The 15,912-nt window shown below is 39.2% G+C and carries 16 protein-coding genes; 10 read left to right on the top strand and 6 right to left on the bottom strand.

The window, feature by feature from the left end:
* Nucleotides 1-76: 76 nt before the first annotated feature.
* Genes PVK79_RS21725 through PVK79_RS21735 form a run of 3 tightly spaced genes read right to left on the bottom strand, consistent with a single transcriptional unit; the run spans nucleotide 77 to nucleotide 2,131 of the window.
* Nucleotides 77-691: a response regulator transcription factor gene (locus PVK79_RS21725; protein ID WP_182718062.1), complete on the bottom strand. Its 615-nt coding sequence runs from the start codon at nucleotides 689-691 to the stop codon at nucleotides 77-79.
* Nucleotides 691-1,791 carry a sensor histidine kinase gene (locus tag PVK79_RS21730; protein ID WP_425607868.1) on the bottom strand — a complete coding sequence of 367 codons (1,101 nt, stop codon included), beginning with the start codon at nucleotides 1,789-1,791 and terminating at the stop codon, nucleotides 691-693. The genes PVK79_RS21725 and PVK79_RS21730 overlap by 1 nt, the downstream gene beginning before the upstream one ends.
* Nucleotides 1,792-1,804: 13 nt before the next feature.
* On the bottom strand, nucleotides 1,805-2,131 hold the full coding sequence (locus PVK79_RS21735) for a DMT family transporter (RefSeq protein WP_182731628.1): 327 nt from the start codon (nucleotides 2,129-2,131) through the stop codon (nucleotides 1,805-1,807).
* A gap of 217 nt (nucleotides 2,132-2,348) precedes the next feature.
* On the opposite strand from PVK79_RS21735, the gene PVK79_RS21740 reads away from it, so the two are divergent.
* From PVK79_RS21740 to queG, 4 genes are all read left to right on the top strand, one after another.
* Entirely contained in the window at nucleotides 2,349-3,215 is an 867-nt protein-coding gene (locus tag PVK79_RS21740; protein ID WP_182731629.1) for a DMT family transporter, read from the top strand.
* Nucleotides 3,212-3,910 carry a glycerophosphodiester phosphodiesterase gene (locus PVK79_RS21745; protein ID WP_145236954.1) on the top strand — a complete coding sequence of 233 codons (699 nt, stop codon included), beginning with the start codon at nucleotides 3,212-3,214 and terminating at the stop codon, nucleotides 3,908-3,910. Before PVK79_RS21740 ends, PVK79_RS21745 begins: the two co-directional genes overlap by 4 nt.
* Nucleotides 3,911-4,005: 95 nt before the next feature.
* Entirely contained in the window at nucleotides 4,006-5,223 is a 1,218-nt protein-coding gene (locus tag PVK79_RS21750; RefSeq protein ID WP_182758753.1) for a methyl-accepting chemotaxis protein, read from the top strand.
* A 70-nt stretch (nucleotides 5,224-5,293) separates the two neighbouring features.
* Nucleotides 5,294-6,427 carry a tRNA epoxyqueuosine(34) reductase QueG gene (queG, locus tag PVK79_RS21755; protein WP_257324735.1) on the top strand — a complete coding sequence of 378 codons (1,134 nt, stop codon included), beginning with the start codon at nucleotides 5,294-5,296 and terminating at the stop codon, nucleotides 6,425-6,427.
* A gap of 25 nt (nucleotides 6,428-6,452) precedes the next feature.
* On the opposite strand, the gene PVK79_RS21760 is transcribed toward queG, so the two are convergent.
* The 3 genes from PVK79_RS21760 to PVK79_RS21770 all read right to left on the bottom strand — a co-directional run bounded on the left by PVK79_RS21760 (nucleotide 6,453) and on the right by PVK79_RS21770 (nucleotide 10,209).
* On the bottom strand, nucleotides 6,453-7,583 hold the full coding sequence (locus PVK79_RS21760; RefSeq protein ID WP_257324736.1) for a response regulator: 1,131 nt from the start codon (nucleotides 7,581-7,583) through the stop codon (nucleotides 6,453-6,455).
* 84 nt (nucleotides 7,584-7,667) lie between these two features.
* Complete coding sequence (locus tag PVK79_RS21765) at nucleotides 7,668-9,581, bottom strand: ATP-binding protein (protein ID WP_257324737.1); 1,914 nt, start codon at nucleotides 9,579-9,581, stop codon at nucleotides 7,668-7,670.
* A gap of 139 nt (nucleotides 9,582-9,720) precedes the next feature.
* The gene (locus PVK79_RS21770) at nucleotides 9,721-10,209 is read right to left on the bottom strand and encodes a GNAT family N-acetyltransferase (protein WP_182731634.1); all 489 of its coding nucleotides are present in this window, start codon (nucleotides 10,207-10,209) and stop codon (nucleotides 9,721-9,723) included.
* 124 nt (nucleotides 10,210-10,333) lie between these two features.
* Here PVK79_RS21770 and PVK79_RS21775 point away from each other — a divergent pair, with 124 nt between their 5' ends.
* The 6 genes from PVK79_RS21775 (at nucleotide 10,334) to PVK79_RS21800 (ending at nucleotide 15,711) form a co-directional block, all read left to right on the top strand.
* On the top strand, nucleotides 10,334-10,906 hold the full coding sequence (locus PVK79_RS21775; RefSeq protein WP_182731635.1) for a glutathione peroxidase: 573 nt from the start codon (nucleotides 10,334-10,336) through the stop codon (nucleotides 10,904-10,906).
* 85 nt (nucleotides 10,907-10,991) lie between these two features.
* Nucleotides 10,992-11,273, top strand: a complete 282-nt coding sequence (locus PVK79_RS21780) for a peptidylprolyl isomerase (protein ID WP_145236931.1) — start codon at nucleotides 10,992-10,994, stop codon at nucleotides 11,271-11,273.
* Nucleotides 11,274-11,341: 68 nt separating this feature from the next.
* The gene (locus tag PVK79_RS21785; RefSeq protein WP_182758750.1) at nucleotides 11,342-11,920 is read left to right on the top strand and encodes a glutathione S-transferase family protein; all 579 of its coding nucleotides are present in this window, start codon (nucleotides 11,342-11,344) and stop codon (nucleotides 11,918-11,920) included.
* Between the two features lie 17 nt (nucleotides 11,921-11,937).
* Nucleotides 11,938-12,288 carry a DUF2750 domain-containing protein gene (locus PVK79_RS21790; RefSeq protein WP_145236925.1) on the top strand — a complete coding sequence of 117 codons (351 nt, stop codon included), beginning with the start codon at nucleotides 11,938-11,940 and terminating at the stop codon, nucleotides 12,286-12,288.
* Between the two features lie 77 nt (nucleotides 12,289-12,365).
* Nucleotides 12,366-13,046: a site-specific integrase gene (locus PVK79_RS21795; RefSeq protein WP_149980621.1), complete on the top strand. Its 681-nt coding sequence runs from the start codon at nucleotides 12,366-12,368 to the stop codon at nucleotides 13,044-13,046.
* Between the two features lie 94 nt (nucleotides 13,047-13,140).
* A complete protein-coding gene (locus tag PVK79_RS21800) occupies nucleotides 13,141-15,711 on the top strand; it encodes a M1 family metallopeptidase (protein ID WP_257324741.1) in 2,571 nt (856 codons plus the stop codon).
* The last annotated feature ends 201 nt before the right edge of the window (nucleotides 15,712-15,912 follow it).

Here is a 15,912-nt window from a genome sequence, read left to right on the forward strand (position 1 = left end):
CGATCAATGAGACAGGCAAAAGCTATGAAACTTTTAAGAAAGCGCTTTTACTTGCTTTAAACAGCTTATTACGGCGTTATAACCAACCTTTTTGTTTGGCTATACGCGCTGCATCTACTCGGTTTATGGCATTTAATTTAGCAATAGCGTCTGATAAGTAATTACGTACCGTGCCCTCGCTTAAGTATAACCTTGCGGCAATATCGGCTGTTTTCAACCCTTCACTTGCGAGTTGTAATGCTTTTCGTTCTTTATCTGTCAGCGGATCAGTATCATCTAATGCGTTAATAGCAAGCTCAGGATCAATAACCTTTTGCCCGTGCATTACTTTTTTAAGCGCGCTAATTAATTCATCGCTCGGGGCTTCTTTTAAAATAAAGCCCTTAACGCCAGCACTTAAAGAACGCCTAATATAACCCGCTCGCGAAAAGGTGGTCATAATAACTATTTTTATAGCAGGGTATTTTGATGCAATTTGCTCACTGAGTTCGATGCCGTTCATGCTAGGCATTTCGATATCGGTTAAAATAATATCAGGAAGAGAGTTACTGTCTAGCATGTTTATGGCTGTTAATGCATCTTGCCCGTTACTTGCTTGACCAATTACCTCAATATTAAAATCTAGACTTAATAATGCTGCGATTGCGTCGCGCACAAGCCCCTGATCTTCTACTAAATACACCTTGATCATCAGAAACCCTTCGCTGTTAAAGGCAGTATCACATTTAAACTAAAGTTATCCTCACAGGTAAATGTAGCCTTACCATCTAGCTGCTCTGCTCGTTCTTTAATGCCATTTAAGCCATTTCCAGGTTTTATTGAGCTGCCTGGTGCATGATCAATCACATTGATTATTAATTGCTGCTGATTTTGCGTTATGCTAATTATACATTTCTTGGTGCTGCTATGGCGTAGTAAGTTAGTAACAACCTCCTTAATTATAAGACTTGCTATGCCTTCTACTTTCGCAGGTAACGCATTTAACTTCACGTTAAAATCGGCCTCAAAACCTTGCTCGATTAGCCTTTGTTTTAATTGTGAAATTTGACTCGCAAGATTGAGCTGTTTTAAATCACTGACAGCACTTCTCACATCACTCAATAGCTGCCTTGCAAGCTCTGCAACTTGGGCAATTTCAGTATTTGCTTGTGTGTAACGTTCACCTTGATTTAATTTATTAGCAAGCTCTGCTTTTAAAGCAATAGATGAAAGAGAATGGCCTAGAATATCATGTAAATCGCGAGCAATACGCTCGCGCTCAGCAATAGCTGCTAATTGCTCTAATTGTTTTGCACTTTCTTGCTCACGAATTTTATGAATATGCTCTTTACGCGTAGCGACACCAAAACTAAAAAGTGCAATACTCAATATTAATGAGCCACCTAAAAAATATTGTGGGTTATCAATATCTGTAATATAAGTACTAAACACCACACCAATAAAGACCCCTGTAACTGACATCGCTCGAGATAATTTTGCAAAACTAAAACCGGCAATAAAAGCTGAAAAACCAAATAATGTAGAGCTACCTGTCGTTAAAAAGCTTGCAAAAATACACACTAAGAGCATCGCAATAAATAATTTCGTTACTTCCCCTTGTTTTTTATTTACAGCCTGAATATACAGTGTAATAAATGTTATATAAAAACCTAAAGTAGCACTGATATTAAGTGTACTTAAGTGGGAAAAATTAAAAATGGTAGGCAATAAATAAAAAACCGAAAAAAGTAAATGCCCCCAACTCCAAAAGGATTTTGCTTTAGTCTTTGGGGTTAATTTATTAAGTAGCATACTCATCCTTAATTTAATTGCCTTGCACTTTCAGACCAACAATACCTATAAGAATCAAAATAATACAACCAATTTGAAAAGCAGATAATGGCTCTTTAAACCACACAAAGCTCATAATCGTTATTCCTAAAGTACCAATTCCTACCCATACAGCATAACTAATACCCAAAGGTAAAGACTTTAAAGCAAATGATAAAAATGCAAAACTTACCCACATCGCTAAAAAAGTAATCACACTTGGCCATAATTTAGTGAAACCATTGGATTGCTTCATAGACAACGCCCACACGACCTCAAATATACCTGCTATTAGTAAACTAACCCACGCTGCAATATTCATCAATTTATCACTCCTTAGTTATTAAATTTATGGTGTTTATTACCTTTAATAACTTAACTATCCCTTTTAATGATGAGTGAGTGTAGTGTAAATTGTCATGAATAAAACTGACTTTTGTCATACATAAAGATACACAATACCTAGTCATAACACCTAGACACTAAGCTCTTTGATAACAGGCAAAGTGCTGGTATTAAAAAAATAAAAAGGTTCATAGATGCAGGCTCAACAGCAAAGTTTAGTTTATTTACACATTGCGGTATTACTTTTTGGTGGCACAGCACTATTTGCCAAATTAATAAATCTAAACGCATTAGATATTACCGTGTACCGCGCAGCCATCGCGGGTCTGGCTATTATGATATTGCTGTTATGGCAAAAAAAAGCAATTAAACTCAGCTGTGCTAAAGATTACTTAATTGCTTTGTTGTTAGGAGCTGCTGTAGGTATACATTGGGTCACCTACTTTGCTGGTATGCAAATGGCTGGGATTGCGGTTGGCATGATTGCATTTTTTACCTACCCTGTGATCACCGTATTTATTGAACCATTCTTTAATGGTAGTAAACCCAAAGTAAACGATTTGCTCAGCGCAGGTGTAGTAATAACTGGGATCTATTTGCTGACCCCAAATGCAGATATGGGTAATGATGTCACCTTAGGCGTGGTAACAGGTGTTATTTCAGCATTTTTTTTCGCATTTAGAAATATTGTTCATAAGCGATACTTTAGCCACTACGGTGGGCCACAAACTATGTTTTATCAAACATTAGTGGCTAGCTTGTTATTATGTGCTTTTATTGAAGTACCAGTGATTAATATATCGAACCAAGATCTAGGGTTATTGCTCGTCGCTGGCGTAATTTTTACTGCAACTCCGCACTCTTTATTTGCAGCAAGTTTACAGTATTTATCAGCATCAACAGCGGGACTTATTTCTTGTTTACAGCCTTTATACGGCACATTTTTAGCTTTTTTGCTGTTGCATGAACAACCTTCACTACAGACCCTGCTTGGCGGTGCTTTAGTGATCAGTGCAGCATTTTACGAAACATGGTCAGTTACTCGGAAACACACATTATGATAAAAGTTTTTGCTCATCGCGGCGCCAGTGGCACTTATCCAGAAAATACCCAGAGTGCGATAACCGCAGCAGTCGAAATTGAAGTCGATGGTATTGAAGTCGATGTACAAAGCTGTTTGGATGATTACATGATCATCCATGATACTTGGCTAGATCGCACCACCAGCGGCCGTGGCAAAATAAATAAACTCACCCGAGAGCAAATTCAATGTTTTGATGCTGGCAATGGCGAATTTGTCCCAACCCTACAGCAAACTATTGATTGGACAGCCAATAAAGTGCTCTTAAACCTTGAGTTAAAACACACTTTCTCGTTGGATAAATTTGTTGAGCTGATTGAGTTAAATATCGTTAATAACAAACTATCTCAGGATATGCTGTTAGTCTCTTCATTTGATCATCATCAATTAATGTGGCTTAAACAAAAACTACCTTGGCTAAAAATTGGCGCGTTAACGGGCTCCATTCCTATCAACTATGCCGAATTTGCCCAGCGCTTACAGGCGTTTAGTATTCATGTTGATAAAAACTTTATTAACCATGAGTTTGTCGCGGATGCCAAACAACGCGGCTTACAAGTTTATGCATACACGGTTGATAAACAAGAAGATATTGAGTTAATGCTGAGTTTTGGTGTCGACGGAATTTTTACTAATTACCCATGCAACACGAAAATGATTTTAAACTCACTGTAGTTATCAAAAATGGCTGCCGTTCATCCTATATTCTTGAATTAAAGTGAATTTGAACGATACTGAGTAAAACAATACAACAGCCGAGCGGGCAATTGATGAGTGGGTATATGCGTATTTATAACTTTATAGAACAAAGCTTCTTTTTTACTTTAACCCGAAAGATTGTTGGCAATCTTAGCTTTGTATTTTTTTTCCAAGCTATTACTTTGATTTGGTTATATAAAAGTCTAACTACGCAAGACGCAGACACTAGCCTATTTTGGTTACTCACGGTGATTATTATTGCCGGCTTTGCCTTTACACTCTTTTACATGCGCTTTCTGATCGTGCGCCCAGTTACAGCAATGCGTGATACTTTAATAAAAATTAACCGCCAAGATGCAAACTTAGCAGCTAAACTCCCCCACTTTACCTATGATGAATTTCGTGAGATCAGCCAACAGTACAATACCTTTACTGATCATCTAAGCCAATTACTCGCTACCACTTACCAAAGTTCGCAGGCCAGCGCACAAAGTAATAATCAAGTGACTGAGTCAATGCAACATACGGCGCAGCTAAGCGAACAACAAATTGATTTTAGCCAAACAATAACCGCAGCCAGTAATCAAATAACTGATAGTCTGCAAAGTATCGTTACCAATACCGATGATGTTCATCAAGTAAACGCAGAGCATTTAAACTTTGTTACACACTCTGCACAAGAACTCACAAAACTAGTCACTCAAGTTAAATCGATTAGTCATGTATTGAGCAGTTTTTCAGAAACGATTTCTGGCTTAAAACAAAACAGCGAGAATATTCGTAGCATCCTGAAAATGGTTGAAGAGTTTTCAGATCAAACTAATTTGTTGGCGCTCAATGCTGCAATAGAAGCCGCTCGTGCGGGTGAAGCAGGTCGTGGTTTTGCGGTTGTAGCAGATGAAGTAAGAACTTTATCGGTTAAAGTAAGTGATGCAACTCGCCAGATCAGCGATTTCATCAACCAAATGGATTCTTTAGTAAATCAAACAAATAAAGAATCTGAGCAACTTGTCAGTTATTCACATAATGCAGAAACAACCATTAGTAATACATCCCATGGATTTACCGATCGGCTTGTTGAATTTGAACACAATCAACAACAATTACAGCAAATTGTAAGCGCTGTGCACTTACTCGAACAGACACAAAATCAAACCCATCAATCAGTTGAACAAATCGTTGCATTAGGCAGCCAAGCAAAAGCACAAATTGATGTAGCGTTAAGTGATTGTCAATTATCACAACAACTAAGTGAGCAAACTCAGCAGCAGTTAAAGCGTTTTGTCTAAGTACAAGCGTTTTAACTGCGCTGTAAATGTGTTAAATTGCGCCGTTATTTTTTCTTAATGATGTACCCATGTGAGTAGTTCAATATCCGATCACACGCAGTTAGCCCTTGATATAAAACAGTGGGGTAAAGAACTTGGCTTTGCTGAAGTTGGCATCACTGACATTGATTTAAGCAAACACGAAGCACAATTACAGCGCTGGCTTGATTTAGGCTATCACGGCGATATGGAATATATGGCCGCTCATGGAATGAAACGCGCTCGCCCTGCGGAGCTAGTCCCTGGTACTGTGCGGGTTATATCAGTAAAAATGAATTACCTGCCCCCCGATGCAAGCTTTGCTAAAACCCTCAAAAATACCGATAAAGCTTATATTAGTCGTTATGCGTTAGGGCGTGATTATCATAAACTGATACGTAATCGATTAAAGAAATTAGGTCAAAAAATTGAGCTGCAAATCGGTCAATTAGGCTATCGGCCATTTGTTGATTCAGCACCAGTATTAGAACGTCAACTTGCTGAAAAAGCAGGTTTAGGCTGGCGTGGAAAGCACAGCTTGCTAATCAATAAAGAAGCCGGTTCTTGGTTCTTTTTGGGTGAGTTATTTGTTGATATCCCTTTACCAATTGATAAGCCCAATGAGTTTGAGGGATGTGGAAAATGCGTAGCCTGCATTACTTTATGCCCAACCGGCGCAATTGTAGAGCCTTACGTGGTTGATGCACGCAAGTGTATTTCTTATCTTACTATTGAGCTGCAAGGACCAATCCCTGAGCAGTATCGCTCACTATTAGGTAATCGCGTTTACGGCTGTGATGATTGCCAATTAGTTTGCCCATGGAACCGCTACGGGCAAATTACCGATGAAGCCGACTTTCACCCACGAACACAACTAAAAGATAAAGATTTACTTGATTTATTTAGTTGGGATGAAGCTACCTTTTTAAAAAATACCGAAGGCAGTCCGATCCGTCGAATTGGCCATCAGCGCTGGCTACGAAATATTGCTGTAGGTTTAGGTAATGCGCAATTTAGCCAATCGATCGTTGACGCGCTCAGCGCCAGCTATGATCAATCAACCGAGTTGGTAAAAGAGCATATAGAGTGGGCGCTTAAGCAACAATGCTCAAAACAAGATAAATTGCTACGAAAAACCGCCCGTTTGATACGTATCGTAGAAAAGGGCTTACCAAGAGATGCGTAGCTTCACACCCCTTGATTATTTACTGTTACTTTTTCAATAAGATAGATAGGTCTTGCTCAATTTCATGAAAAGCGGCTTTCACTCCCTGCACAGACTCTTCACGGGCAACTGAGTTTTGAATCGCTTGATCTACCTTCTGATAAATAAACACTTCTTGATCTTCGTCTAACCCCATTGATGGAATACGCTGTTCTAACTCTTCTTGTAAACGCTTGAACACCGCTTCATTACTCTTACGGTTTTCATTTAACAGCCCAATTAAGCCATGAAACTTGCTATTCACCATAGTAATTGCATCATTTAGCTTTGTTTGTTGCGACTGTAAAGCTTCACGAGTCATGATTGCTCGTAGCTGTTGCTCTGTGACACTGACAATAAAGCACACATGGTCACGGATCCGGCCATGCTTATCAGGATCGTGATCTGGCATATTTAAAATCAATAAACTAATTAATTCATAATTAACTAAGATACGATGGGAAAACTCATGTAGCCGCCCCTTATTTTTGAGCATATCAAACAATTCAATTACAATTGGCGAACACGTTCCATTTAGGGCAAAGTGCTCAGGAGCATCAATACTAGCTCTAAACTCAACATTACTTTGTAAATCAAACGATCTTAAACAATGAACTAAGGCTTCACCCAGCGCTTTAGTATTATTAATCATACCAATATTTTCAATATAATTAACTATTTGCCCCATTTCACTGCTATTTGCCATGGCATTAAATGCAGTTGATGTGGCTTCTTCAACTTGCTGTTCTAACGATTCTTTTTCAATCAGTACTTGGTTAAGAATTTTCAGTTTCGATTTAAGTTCATCCTGTCCAAATGGCTTAACAATATAATCTTCAGCACCTACAGCATACCCTTCCATCCGCTCCTCTACTGTGCCTCTGGCTGATACAAACATGACTATGATATGAGCCGTACGGGGGTTTGCTTTTAGTCTTCTACATACTTCATAACCATTCATTTGTGGCATACTCACGTCAAGTAAAATTACTTGTGGCGCAAACTCTTCCACGATACTGAGGCACTCAGGACCACTGCTAACCATCTTTAATTCAAAATCAAGATCTAATAATATTTCTTCTATAATTTCTAAATTAAAGGGCTCATCATCAACAGCTAGAATTCTGGTTACAGGCATAATTGTCATCCATTTCATAATTCATATTAATAGTTTAGTCGTAAAAAAAACTCTTACCAGTCAGGCTAAGTAATTTATTATTGCTCAGCTGAAACTTTTTATTTCTAAAGGCAGAGCGATGTGAATCGTCGTGCCTCCTAAGCTATTGTTATGAGCAGAAATAACTCCTTCATGTAATGAGACAAACTCACGGCATAAGGCTAAACCAAGCCCTGTTCCACCAGCACCGCTATTAGTTGTGCTACTCTGTACGAATTTTGAGAACACATACTCAAGTTCATCATCAGGTATCCCTATACCACTATCAATCACTTCAATAATTGCCTGCCCTTGTTGATTAGTTAAAACGACTTCAATACGGCTATGCTGAACACTAAATTTCAACGCATTGCCGAGGATATTACGTAATAATTGATTTATTTGCTCTTCATCACAGTCAATTATAATAGGCGGTTTTGGTGGCAAATACTGTACTTCAATCTCTTTTTCCATAGCGGTACCTGACACATCATCAATACTGGTTTTAATAATATTACTCAGGTTGTGCGGGCGCGGATTAAAAGGGAACTTACCAACATCGAGTTTAGATAGGTCGAGTAAATTATTAAGTAATGAGAGCAGCCGCTCGCCACTACACTCTATGCGAGATAAATATTTCTGTAGCTTTTCAACTGAAATATCACCTCTGCCGAGTTTATCTAAACCAAAGCGAGCAAAACTTAATATTGAATGCATAGGAGTACGTAATTCATGGGACATATTAGCAAGAAACTCTGATTTACTGTGATTTGCTGCCTCGGCGACATTTTTAGCATGCTCAAGCTGCGATGTTCGGGCACGTACTTGCTCTTCAAGCATATCTTTTGCCTCGAGCAACAGCTCCTCTTTAAGTTTAAGATGAGTAACATTCTTAAAAATAACCGCGAGTGCAATATTACCATGATGGTCAATCTCATTAAACGAACCAACTAATGGGATAGCCTCTCCCTCTTTCATTGGCAGATATACATCACAACTAAATTGACGATTTTTATTTAACGTCGCTATTTTTTCTTTAATTTGCTCAGCAGACATCGTATCTAATAAAGTAAAAACTGAGCTACCTTTAAGTATTTTTGCAGGTAAATTAAAGAGTTTAGAGCAAGCATCGTTTGCTTCAATCACTTCACCATTACGCTCAAATAACATAATCGCATCAGGTGTATGCTTATAAATAACGCGTAACAAGCTATCCTTTTCAATAAGTGCATCAACGGTATCTTGCAAACGTTCAACTAACTCTGTGTTATGCCGTCTTAACAACTCAGTTTGCCAAAGTTTATGCACAGATTGCAGTATCATATTTTCATTGATCGGTTTAACCAATACGTCTTCCACCCCTTGACGAATTGCTTCAATCATCGACACTTGATTTGGTTTTGAGGTAAATAACAAACAACGACATTGCGGATATAGTACTTTGAGAGCGGCGAACACTTCTAAACCTGAGCCATCAGGCAGACTAAAATCACTCAATAACAGATCAATTTCATGCCCTTGCGCTTGAGTTACCGCAGAGCTAATACTATGAGCTGTAATCGTTTTAATATGGGCGCCTAACAGGCTATTTGCTATTTTTTCAAGCCGCTGGGGGATATGATCAACCAGCAATACCGTTGGTAATACTAAAACACTATCGGAGCCAAGCTCTAAAACACTCTCCAGCAAGGTGCTGATTTCTTTATTCGCAAAAAATGGATAAATTACAATAGCATTTGGCACCAGCCGATTAAGATCACTAAATGAAGAAAGTTGTTCATTGTTTTCAACTTTAGGGGCGAGAAGCAAAAAGCGATCTTGATTGATCTGCGTTACTAAAGAATTTGCGGTAGCTAATGGAACGCCATGAGCCACAGCCACTAAATCATAACAACTAAACGCAGTGCACTCATGTAGCATTGAAAAATGAATCAACTCAACTTCACAGCCAATCAATTCGAGCAATACTTTTATTCGCATCGCTAAAATGCTACTGCTATCAACTATCAATATTTTCCGCACAGCTTTGACCACGCTTTTCATCAACTTGAGATTGTAAAAGCGTAGCCTAAGTTTTCTGCATTAACATAATCAAAGAGGTTATTTTTTGGGAGTACCGCTACCCTAAGTGCTTACCTAAAATAGTTAAGCTGTAGTGATTGCCATCCATAATTGCTACATTAGGCAACTCTCCCCACCGTTGATAACCAAAACGCTCAAACAATTTAACACTCGGTATATTATGACTAAATATAAATGCCAGTAGTACTTTAATATTTAATGGCTTAGCTTGCTCTTGGGCAAAAGTAAGTAAACGTTTACCAAGCCCTTGACCTTGTGCATTGGCTGTAATGTAAATACTGACCTCTACCGTACCATCATAGGCTGGACGGCCATAAAATGACTTATAACTAAGCCAAGCTATCACCTTCGAGTCTTGCTCATAAACGTAAATAGGCCGCTGCTCGGTATGGCTATTAAACCAACTTTGCTTGTCTGCTATGCTTACTTGTTCGGTGTCGGCTGTAACCATTCTACTTGCGATTGTTTCATTATAAATTGCAACTATAGCGGCTAAATCATTACTATTTGCTAATCGTATTGTCATTTTGTTTTTAGCGGTTGTTGATCAATTCATTGCATAGTAACGTATGAGTTAAACTGACACTACTGCAAAATAAACGGTAGACTGCCATCTAGGGTGATCAGCCACAACAAGTTAAGGAATCGGTATGTTTAAAAAATTATTATTATGCTGCGCAATACTCAGTTGTAGTGTTTATGCACAGCCAGAGCAAACAAGCCAACAGCAGGTTGAGGCTACATCATGTGATGACTTCACTAATGTTACTATGCGCAAACTTCGCTCTAAAGAGAGCATTAATTTATGTCAATTCAAGAATAAACCCTTATTAATAGTCAATACGGCAAGCAACTGCGGTTTTACGCCACAGTTTGAAGGTCTTGAAGCACTGTATCAAAAATACCAAGATCAAGGTTTAGTGATACTGGGATTTCCTTCTGATGATTTTTTCCAAGAAGAAGATGACGAAAAAGACACCGCTAAAGTTTGCTTTGTAAATTACGGCGTAACTTTCCCGATGTTTGCCACCAGCGAAGTCAGAGGCAGTGATGCTAATGCTATATTTAAACATTTAAATGCCCAAACGAGTTCGCCAAATTGGAACTTTTATAAATATCTTGTATCTGCAGATCGCAAACAGGTTGAACGTTTTAATAGCAAAACCAAGCCTGATTCAGACAAGTTAGTTAAAGCAATAGAACAAGCAATTTCAGATATTTAATTTTATACTGGTACAAGTAGTTATTATTGAACTAGAATAACGTAAGATTTGATTAAAAAAACACCACCTTGAAACGGGAGATTTTATGACAGTGGCAAGTGCAAGACACATATTAGTAGACAGCGAAGCGCAGTGCTTAGATTTAAAAACCAAGATTGAACAAGGCGAAGATTTTGCTGAGTTAGCTAAGGCACATTCAAACTGCCCTTCAGGTCAGGATGGCGGTGCATTAGGTGAGTTTGGTCCTGGTATGATGGTTCCTGAATTTGATAAAGTGGTATTTTCAGCACCGATTAATCAAGTACAAGGTCCTGTGCAAACTCAGTTTGGCTACCACTTACTTGAAGTGACTAGTCGTACAGAATAACGTTGGTTTTATTACTAACCTAAAAGAAAGCCGCCTCTGCGGCTTTCTTTTTATCCTAAGGAAAGCACATGCAACTATTAGGCTCAACAACCTCGCCATTTGTACGCCGCATTCGTATTTGGGCACTGTTAAATCAATGTAGTCTTGAGTTTATCAACTTAGATATTTTTTCAGACACTGATCGTCAGCTGATGATACAAAATAATCCAGCCCGAAAAATTCCAGTGCTAATCACTAAGCAGCAAACTTTAGCTGATTCAAATAACATCATCCGCTTTTTGCTCGAACAACACAGTCAAACTCGTCTGAATTGGCAACAAGAGCACCTACTAACAATCATAAATGCATGCAATGATTCGCTGGTTGAGCTATTACTTTGTCAGCGTTCAGGATTCGATACACAGGATGATAAATTATTTTTTAATCTACAAAATGAACGCATTGCTGAAACATTAAGCTATTTAAATAACCATTTTGCAGATGCAGAATTTAAAAGCTGTGAATACCTGTGCATCAGTTTATACTGCTTACTTGATTGGATTTGCTTCCGCGAGTTAACGGATCTAACGGCACATACCGAGTTAATGAATTTCTATTATTCATTTGCTCAGCAACAGGCAGTGCAGCAAACCGATCCACGTAATTAACATTTAAGGGTAAACACATGAGTGATATCGAAATTGAATCAGAACTAGTTAGTTTTGTTGAAAAAGTACGTCAAAGTGAACAAATCTGGGCGCTAGGTGCTGAAGATGGCGGTTTTGTGGTTTGTGACTCTAACCAATTTGAAAACACCGATGTACTACTATTGTGGGAAAGTGAAGCAACAGCAAAAGCCCAGTGTAAAGAAGAATGGGCCGATTACAGCCCACTGCAAATCACCTTGGATGAGTTTTTAGATGACTGGGTTGAAGATCTAAAAGAAGATGACGCACTGGTTGGCCTAAACTGGAATGACGACCAAGTATGTGTTGAAATCGAGCCGGTTGGATTAGCACGCGCACTAAGCGAATAAGCATTATTTAACATTGCTTTACTGCGCTGGTTTATTTGCTATAAACTAGCGCAAATCTTTACTTTCAGGGTATTACGTTGAAGTCCCATCTTGGTCGCCGCCCTTTTTCCGCTATGGAATTACATACGCTTTACCATGGCTATATATATGGTGATCAACGCTTACCTCGCGAACAGCCGAAACACTGGCATTTTTGGCTCCCTTTAATCGCTTATTACAGCGGAGCTTACAGTGATGAAATTGGCCATTTACAACTGTGCGATATTGTTGAACATCAACAGATCCTTTGTTTTCATTTCCATACCCACGGTAAAATAAAAGCCCGTATTGTGCCTATCCATCAAGCACTTTTTGATGCTGGCTTAAACGAGTATATCGCAGCAGTTAAACAACAAGGACACAATCGCCTATTGTTTGACTTACCATCTAAGTCAGGTCGCTATAGCGAGAAAGTTCGCATTTGGTTCTCTGGTGAAGGAGAGCGTGCCGGCTACTTACAAAAGTGTGATATTCCCAATATCGATCAACTTGGTATGAAAACCGCTGTCAGCAGTCTCAGGCTCAATTTTGAGCAGCAAATCCGCATTTATGCAATTCAAGCAGGCAATAAAGATGCTTTTAATTATCTGCTGGGTTTTAATGAATATGAATTGACTGAATTTAGCGATGTAATCACCCTTAATCAGATCTGCCAACAAATACGCGTGATCAACCAGCACATTGATTGGCACCGCTTTAATCAGCGCCACACCATTTGACAAACTTTGTTACCAACTAGCTCATTACTCACTGCTTAAAAACTGTTACGATAACTGAGCACAAAACTCTAACAAGAAAATATCAGGGATATCTATGTTTATTAAAAGCCTACTCACACTCAGTGTGGCCGTTGCAGTAAGTTCAGCTCATGCTAATGAGTTTGTCCTAGAAAAGCTCGCAAAACCAAGTTCTCAACACGTATCTCTAACGCTTGATCCAGCTCAAGAAACCTTTAGCGGTATGACCGAAATCGCCCTTGAAGTACTTAAGCCAACTAACTATATCGAGCTAAATGGTGTTGCTTACGCAACGCAAATGGCAAAACTGCTTGGGGCAGAAAACTGTGACTTAAGTGCTGAAATGCTAAAAACAGGTAAAGTAAAATTTAGCTGCGATGAGCAAATTCAACCAGGTAAATACACGCTTAAAGTCGACTTCACTGCCCCCTATAATCGCCAAAGTGTTGGCCTGTATAAAACCTTAGATCAGGGTGTGCCGTATTTATTTACCCAATTTGAAATGAGCGATGCCCGCCGCGCATTCCCTGTATTTGATGAACCAAGTTATAAAATTCCATTCCAATTAACGATTACAGCACCTAGCTCTCAAAAAGTGTATGCCAATACACCTGAGTTAAAAACGACCGTTAATGGCGATATGACCACTCACTTTTTTGATAAAACACCGCCAATTCCTTCATACTTAGTGGCCATGGCTGTCGGTCCATTTGAGGAGCGTGAAGTCAAAGGCATGCCAATTCCAGGTCGTGTGATCACGCCACAAGGTAAAATTCACTTAGGTGAATATGCCGAGCAAGCAATGCCAAAAGTGTTGGCCGCGCTTGAAGGCTACTTTGGTATTCCTTACGTTTATAAAAAACTAGATTCAGTCGCTGTTCCAGAGTTTCCATTCGGTGCCATGGAAAACGCAGGCTTAGTTACCTACCGTGAAGATATTTTGCTGCTTGATTTGGCTACAGCGACTCGCAATAAAAAACAACGTAATGTATCTATCATCGCTCATGAACTTGCTCACCAGTGGTACGGTAACTTAGTAACCATGAAATGGTGGAATGACTTATGGCTAAATGAAGCGTTTGCAAGCTGGATGGCTGCTAAAATCACAGCCCAGCTTAACCCTGAATTTGAATCACATTTAGACCTGCCGCAAAATAACGTTATGGCGTTAGATGCTCGTTTAAGTACTAAGCCAATTCGTAAACCAATCAAAACCGAAGCCGATATTATGGACGGCCTAGGCTTAGCTTATAGCAAAGGCAGCTCGGTATTAGCTATGGTTGAAAACTGGATTGGCGAAGAGGCTTTCCAGCAGGGTATTCGCGCTTATTTAAAAGAGTTCTCGTATAAAAACGCCGAAGCAGCCGACTTATGGCAAGCCCTTGGTAAAGCGTCAAATAAAGATGTGGCAGCGGTTTTAAAATCGTTTATCGAACAATCTTCATTCCCACTGATCAAAGTAACTCAGCAAGGTAAAACGATTACCATTAATCAAAGCCGCTTTACTAACGCGGGCGTTGATGCTCCTGCACAGCTTTGGAATGTGCCAGTTGCAATAAAATACGGTGCTGGCGATAAAGTTAAAACTGCCAATGTATTACTAACTAAAGCCAATCAAACTGTTGAACTTGAATTTGAACCTGAGTGGATTTATCCAGATCAAGGCGCTTTAGGTTATTACCGCTGGGTGATGGATGATAAACAATTTGCTGCATTGATTGATAACGCCGCACAGTCATTGACAGTACGAGAACGTTTAGCGTTATTGTCTGCCGCTGATGCATTACTAGATGCTGGTGTTATTTCTGCTGCACATTTAATGCAAACACTAGAAGTTTTTGTAAGCGACAAACACCCACGCGTTGCTAATACCGCTTTGGGTTATTTAGCCGCACAAAAGCGTACCTTTGAAGATGAAAGCAACCAAGACCTGTGGCCTGAATTTATTCGTAAAAGCATCATGCCTGCAGCTAAACAGTATGGTTTAACTGCAAAAGTTAAAGAAGATGCTGCAATCTCGCAATTACGTACTCAAGTAGTTGCGCGTTTAGGTTTTGATGGTGCAGATCAAAGTGTTATCAATACCGCCAAGGCACAAGCCCGTGTTTACTTAAATAACCCAGAAAAAGTTGATCCGTACCTTGCTTCAATCTACTTAAACTTAGCCGCATTCCATGGTGATAAAAACCTACTCGATGCATATATAAATACCTTTAAAACTACCAAAGATCCGCAAGTGCGTACAAAAATGCTAGCGGCTATGAGTTACTTTGGCACGCCAGAGCTACAAACTAAGGTATTAAATTACAGCTTAACTGACGATGTCACTGCATCTGACATGCGTACGATTATGTCAGGACAGGCTTACACGAAAGCCCGTGAAGCTTTGTTTATTGAATGGATATACGCGAATTACGATAAGGTAGTTGCAAACTTGCCACCTTTCTTCGTACCTAACCTGCCTAACTTTACCACCTCAGGTTGTAGCGCCAGCAGCTTAGCAAAAACGCAAACTTTCTTTATGAGCAAAATTGCTGATGAGCCAGGTTATGCCCGTACCTTAAGCAAGCTTGAAGAAAGCGTAAATAATTGTATTGCACTTAAAGAACGTGAACTAGCTTCAGTTAATAGTTTCTTAAAACGTTAATTTATACCCAAACCATCTCAAGATGCAGAATTCAGCGTTTCACAGGTGCTTAATATCAAGGCGTTACTTTGCAAGAATGGCAGTCCCTTTTAAGAAGGAACAACGATGAGAGTAAGTGCCTGTGAAACGCCCAAGGGGTTGGTTTAAAAGCGATTTATACTGCGTTATTGATTTTAACAAGGGAATCACCATTCTTTGCAA

It is taken from the genome of Pseudoalteromonas rhizosphaerae (genome assembly GCF_028885455.1).
Lineage (GTDB): Bacteria > Pseudomonadota > Gammaproteobacteria > Enterobacterales > Alteromonadaceae > Pseudoalteromonas > Pseudoalteromonas rhizosphaerae.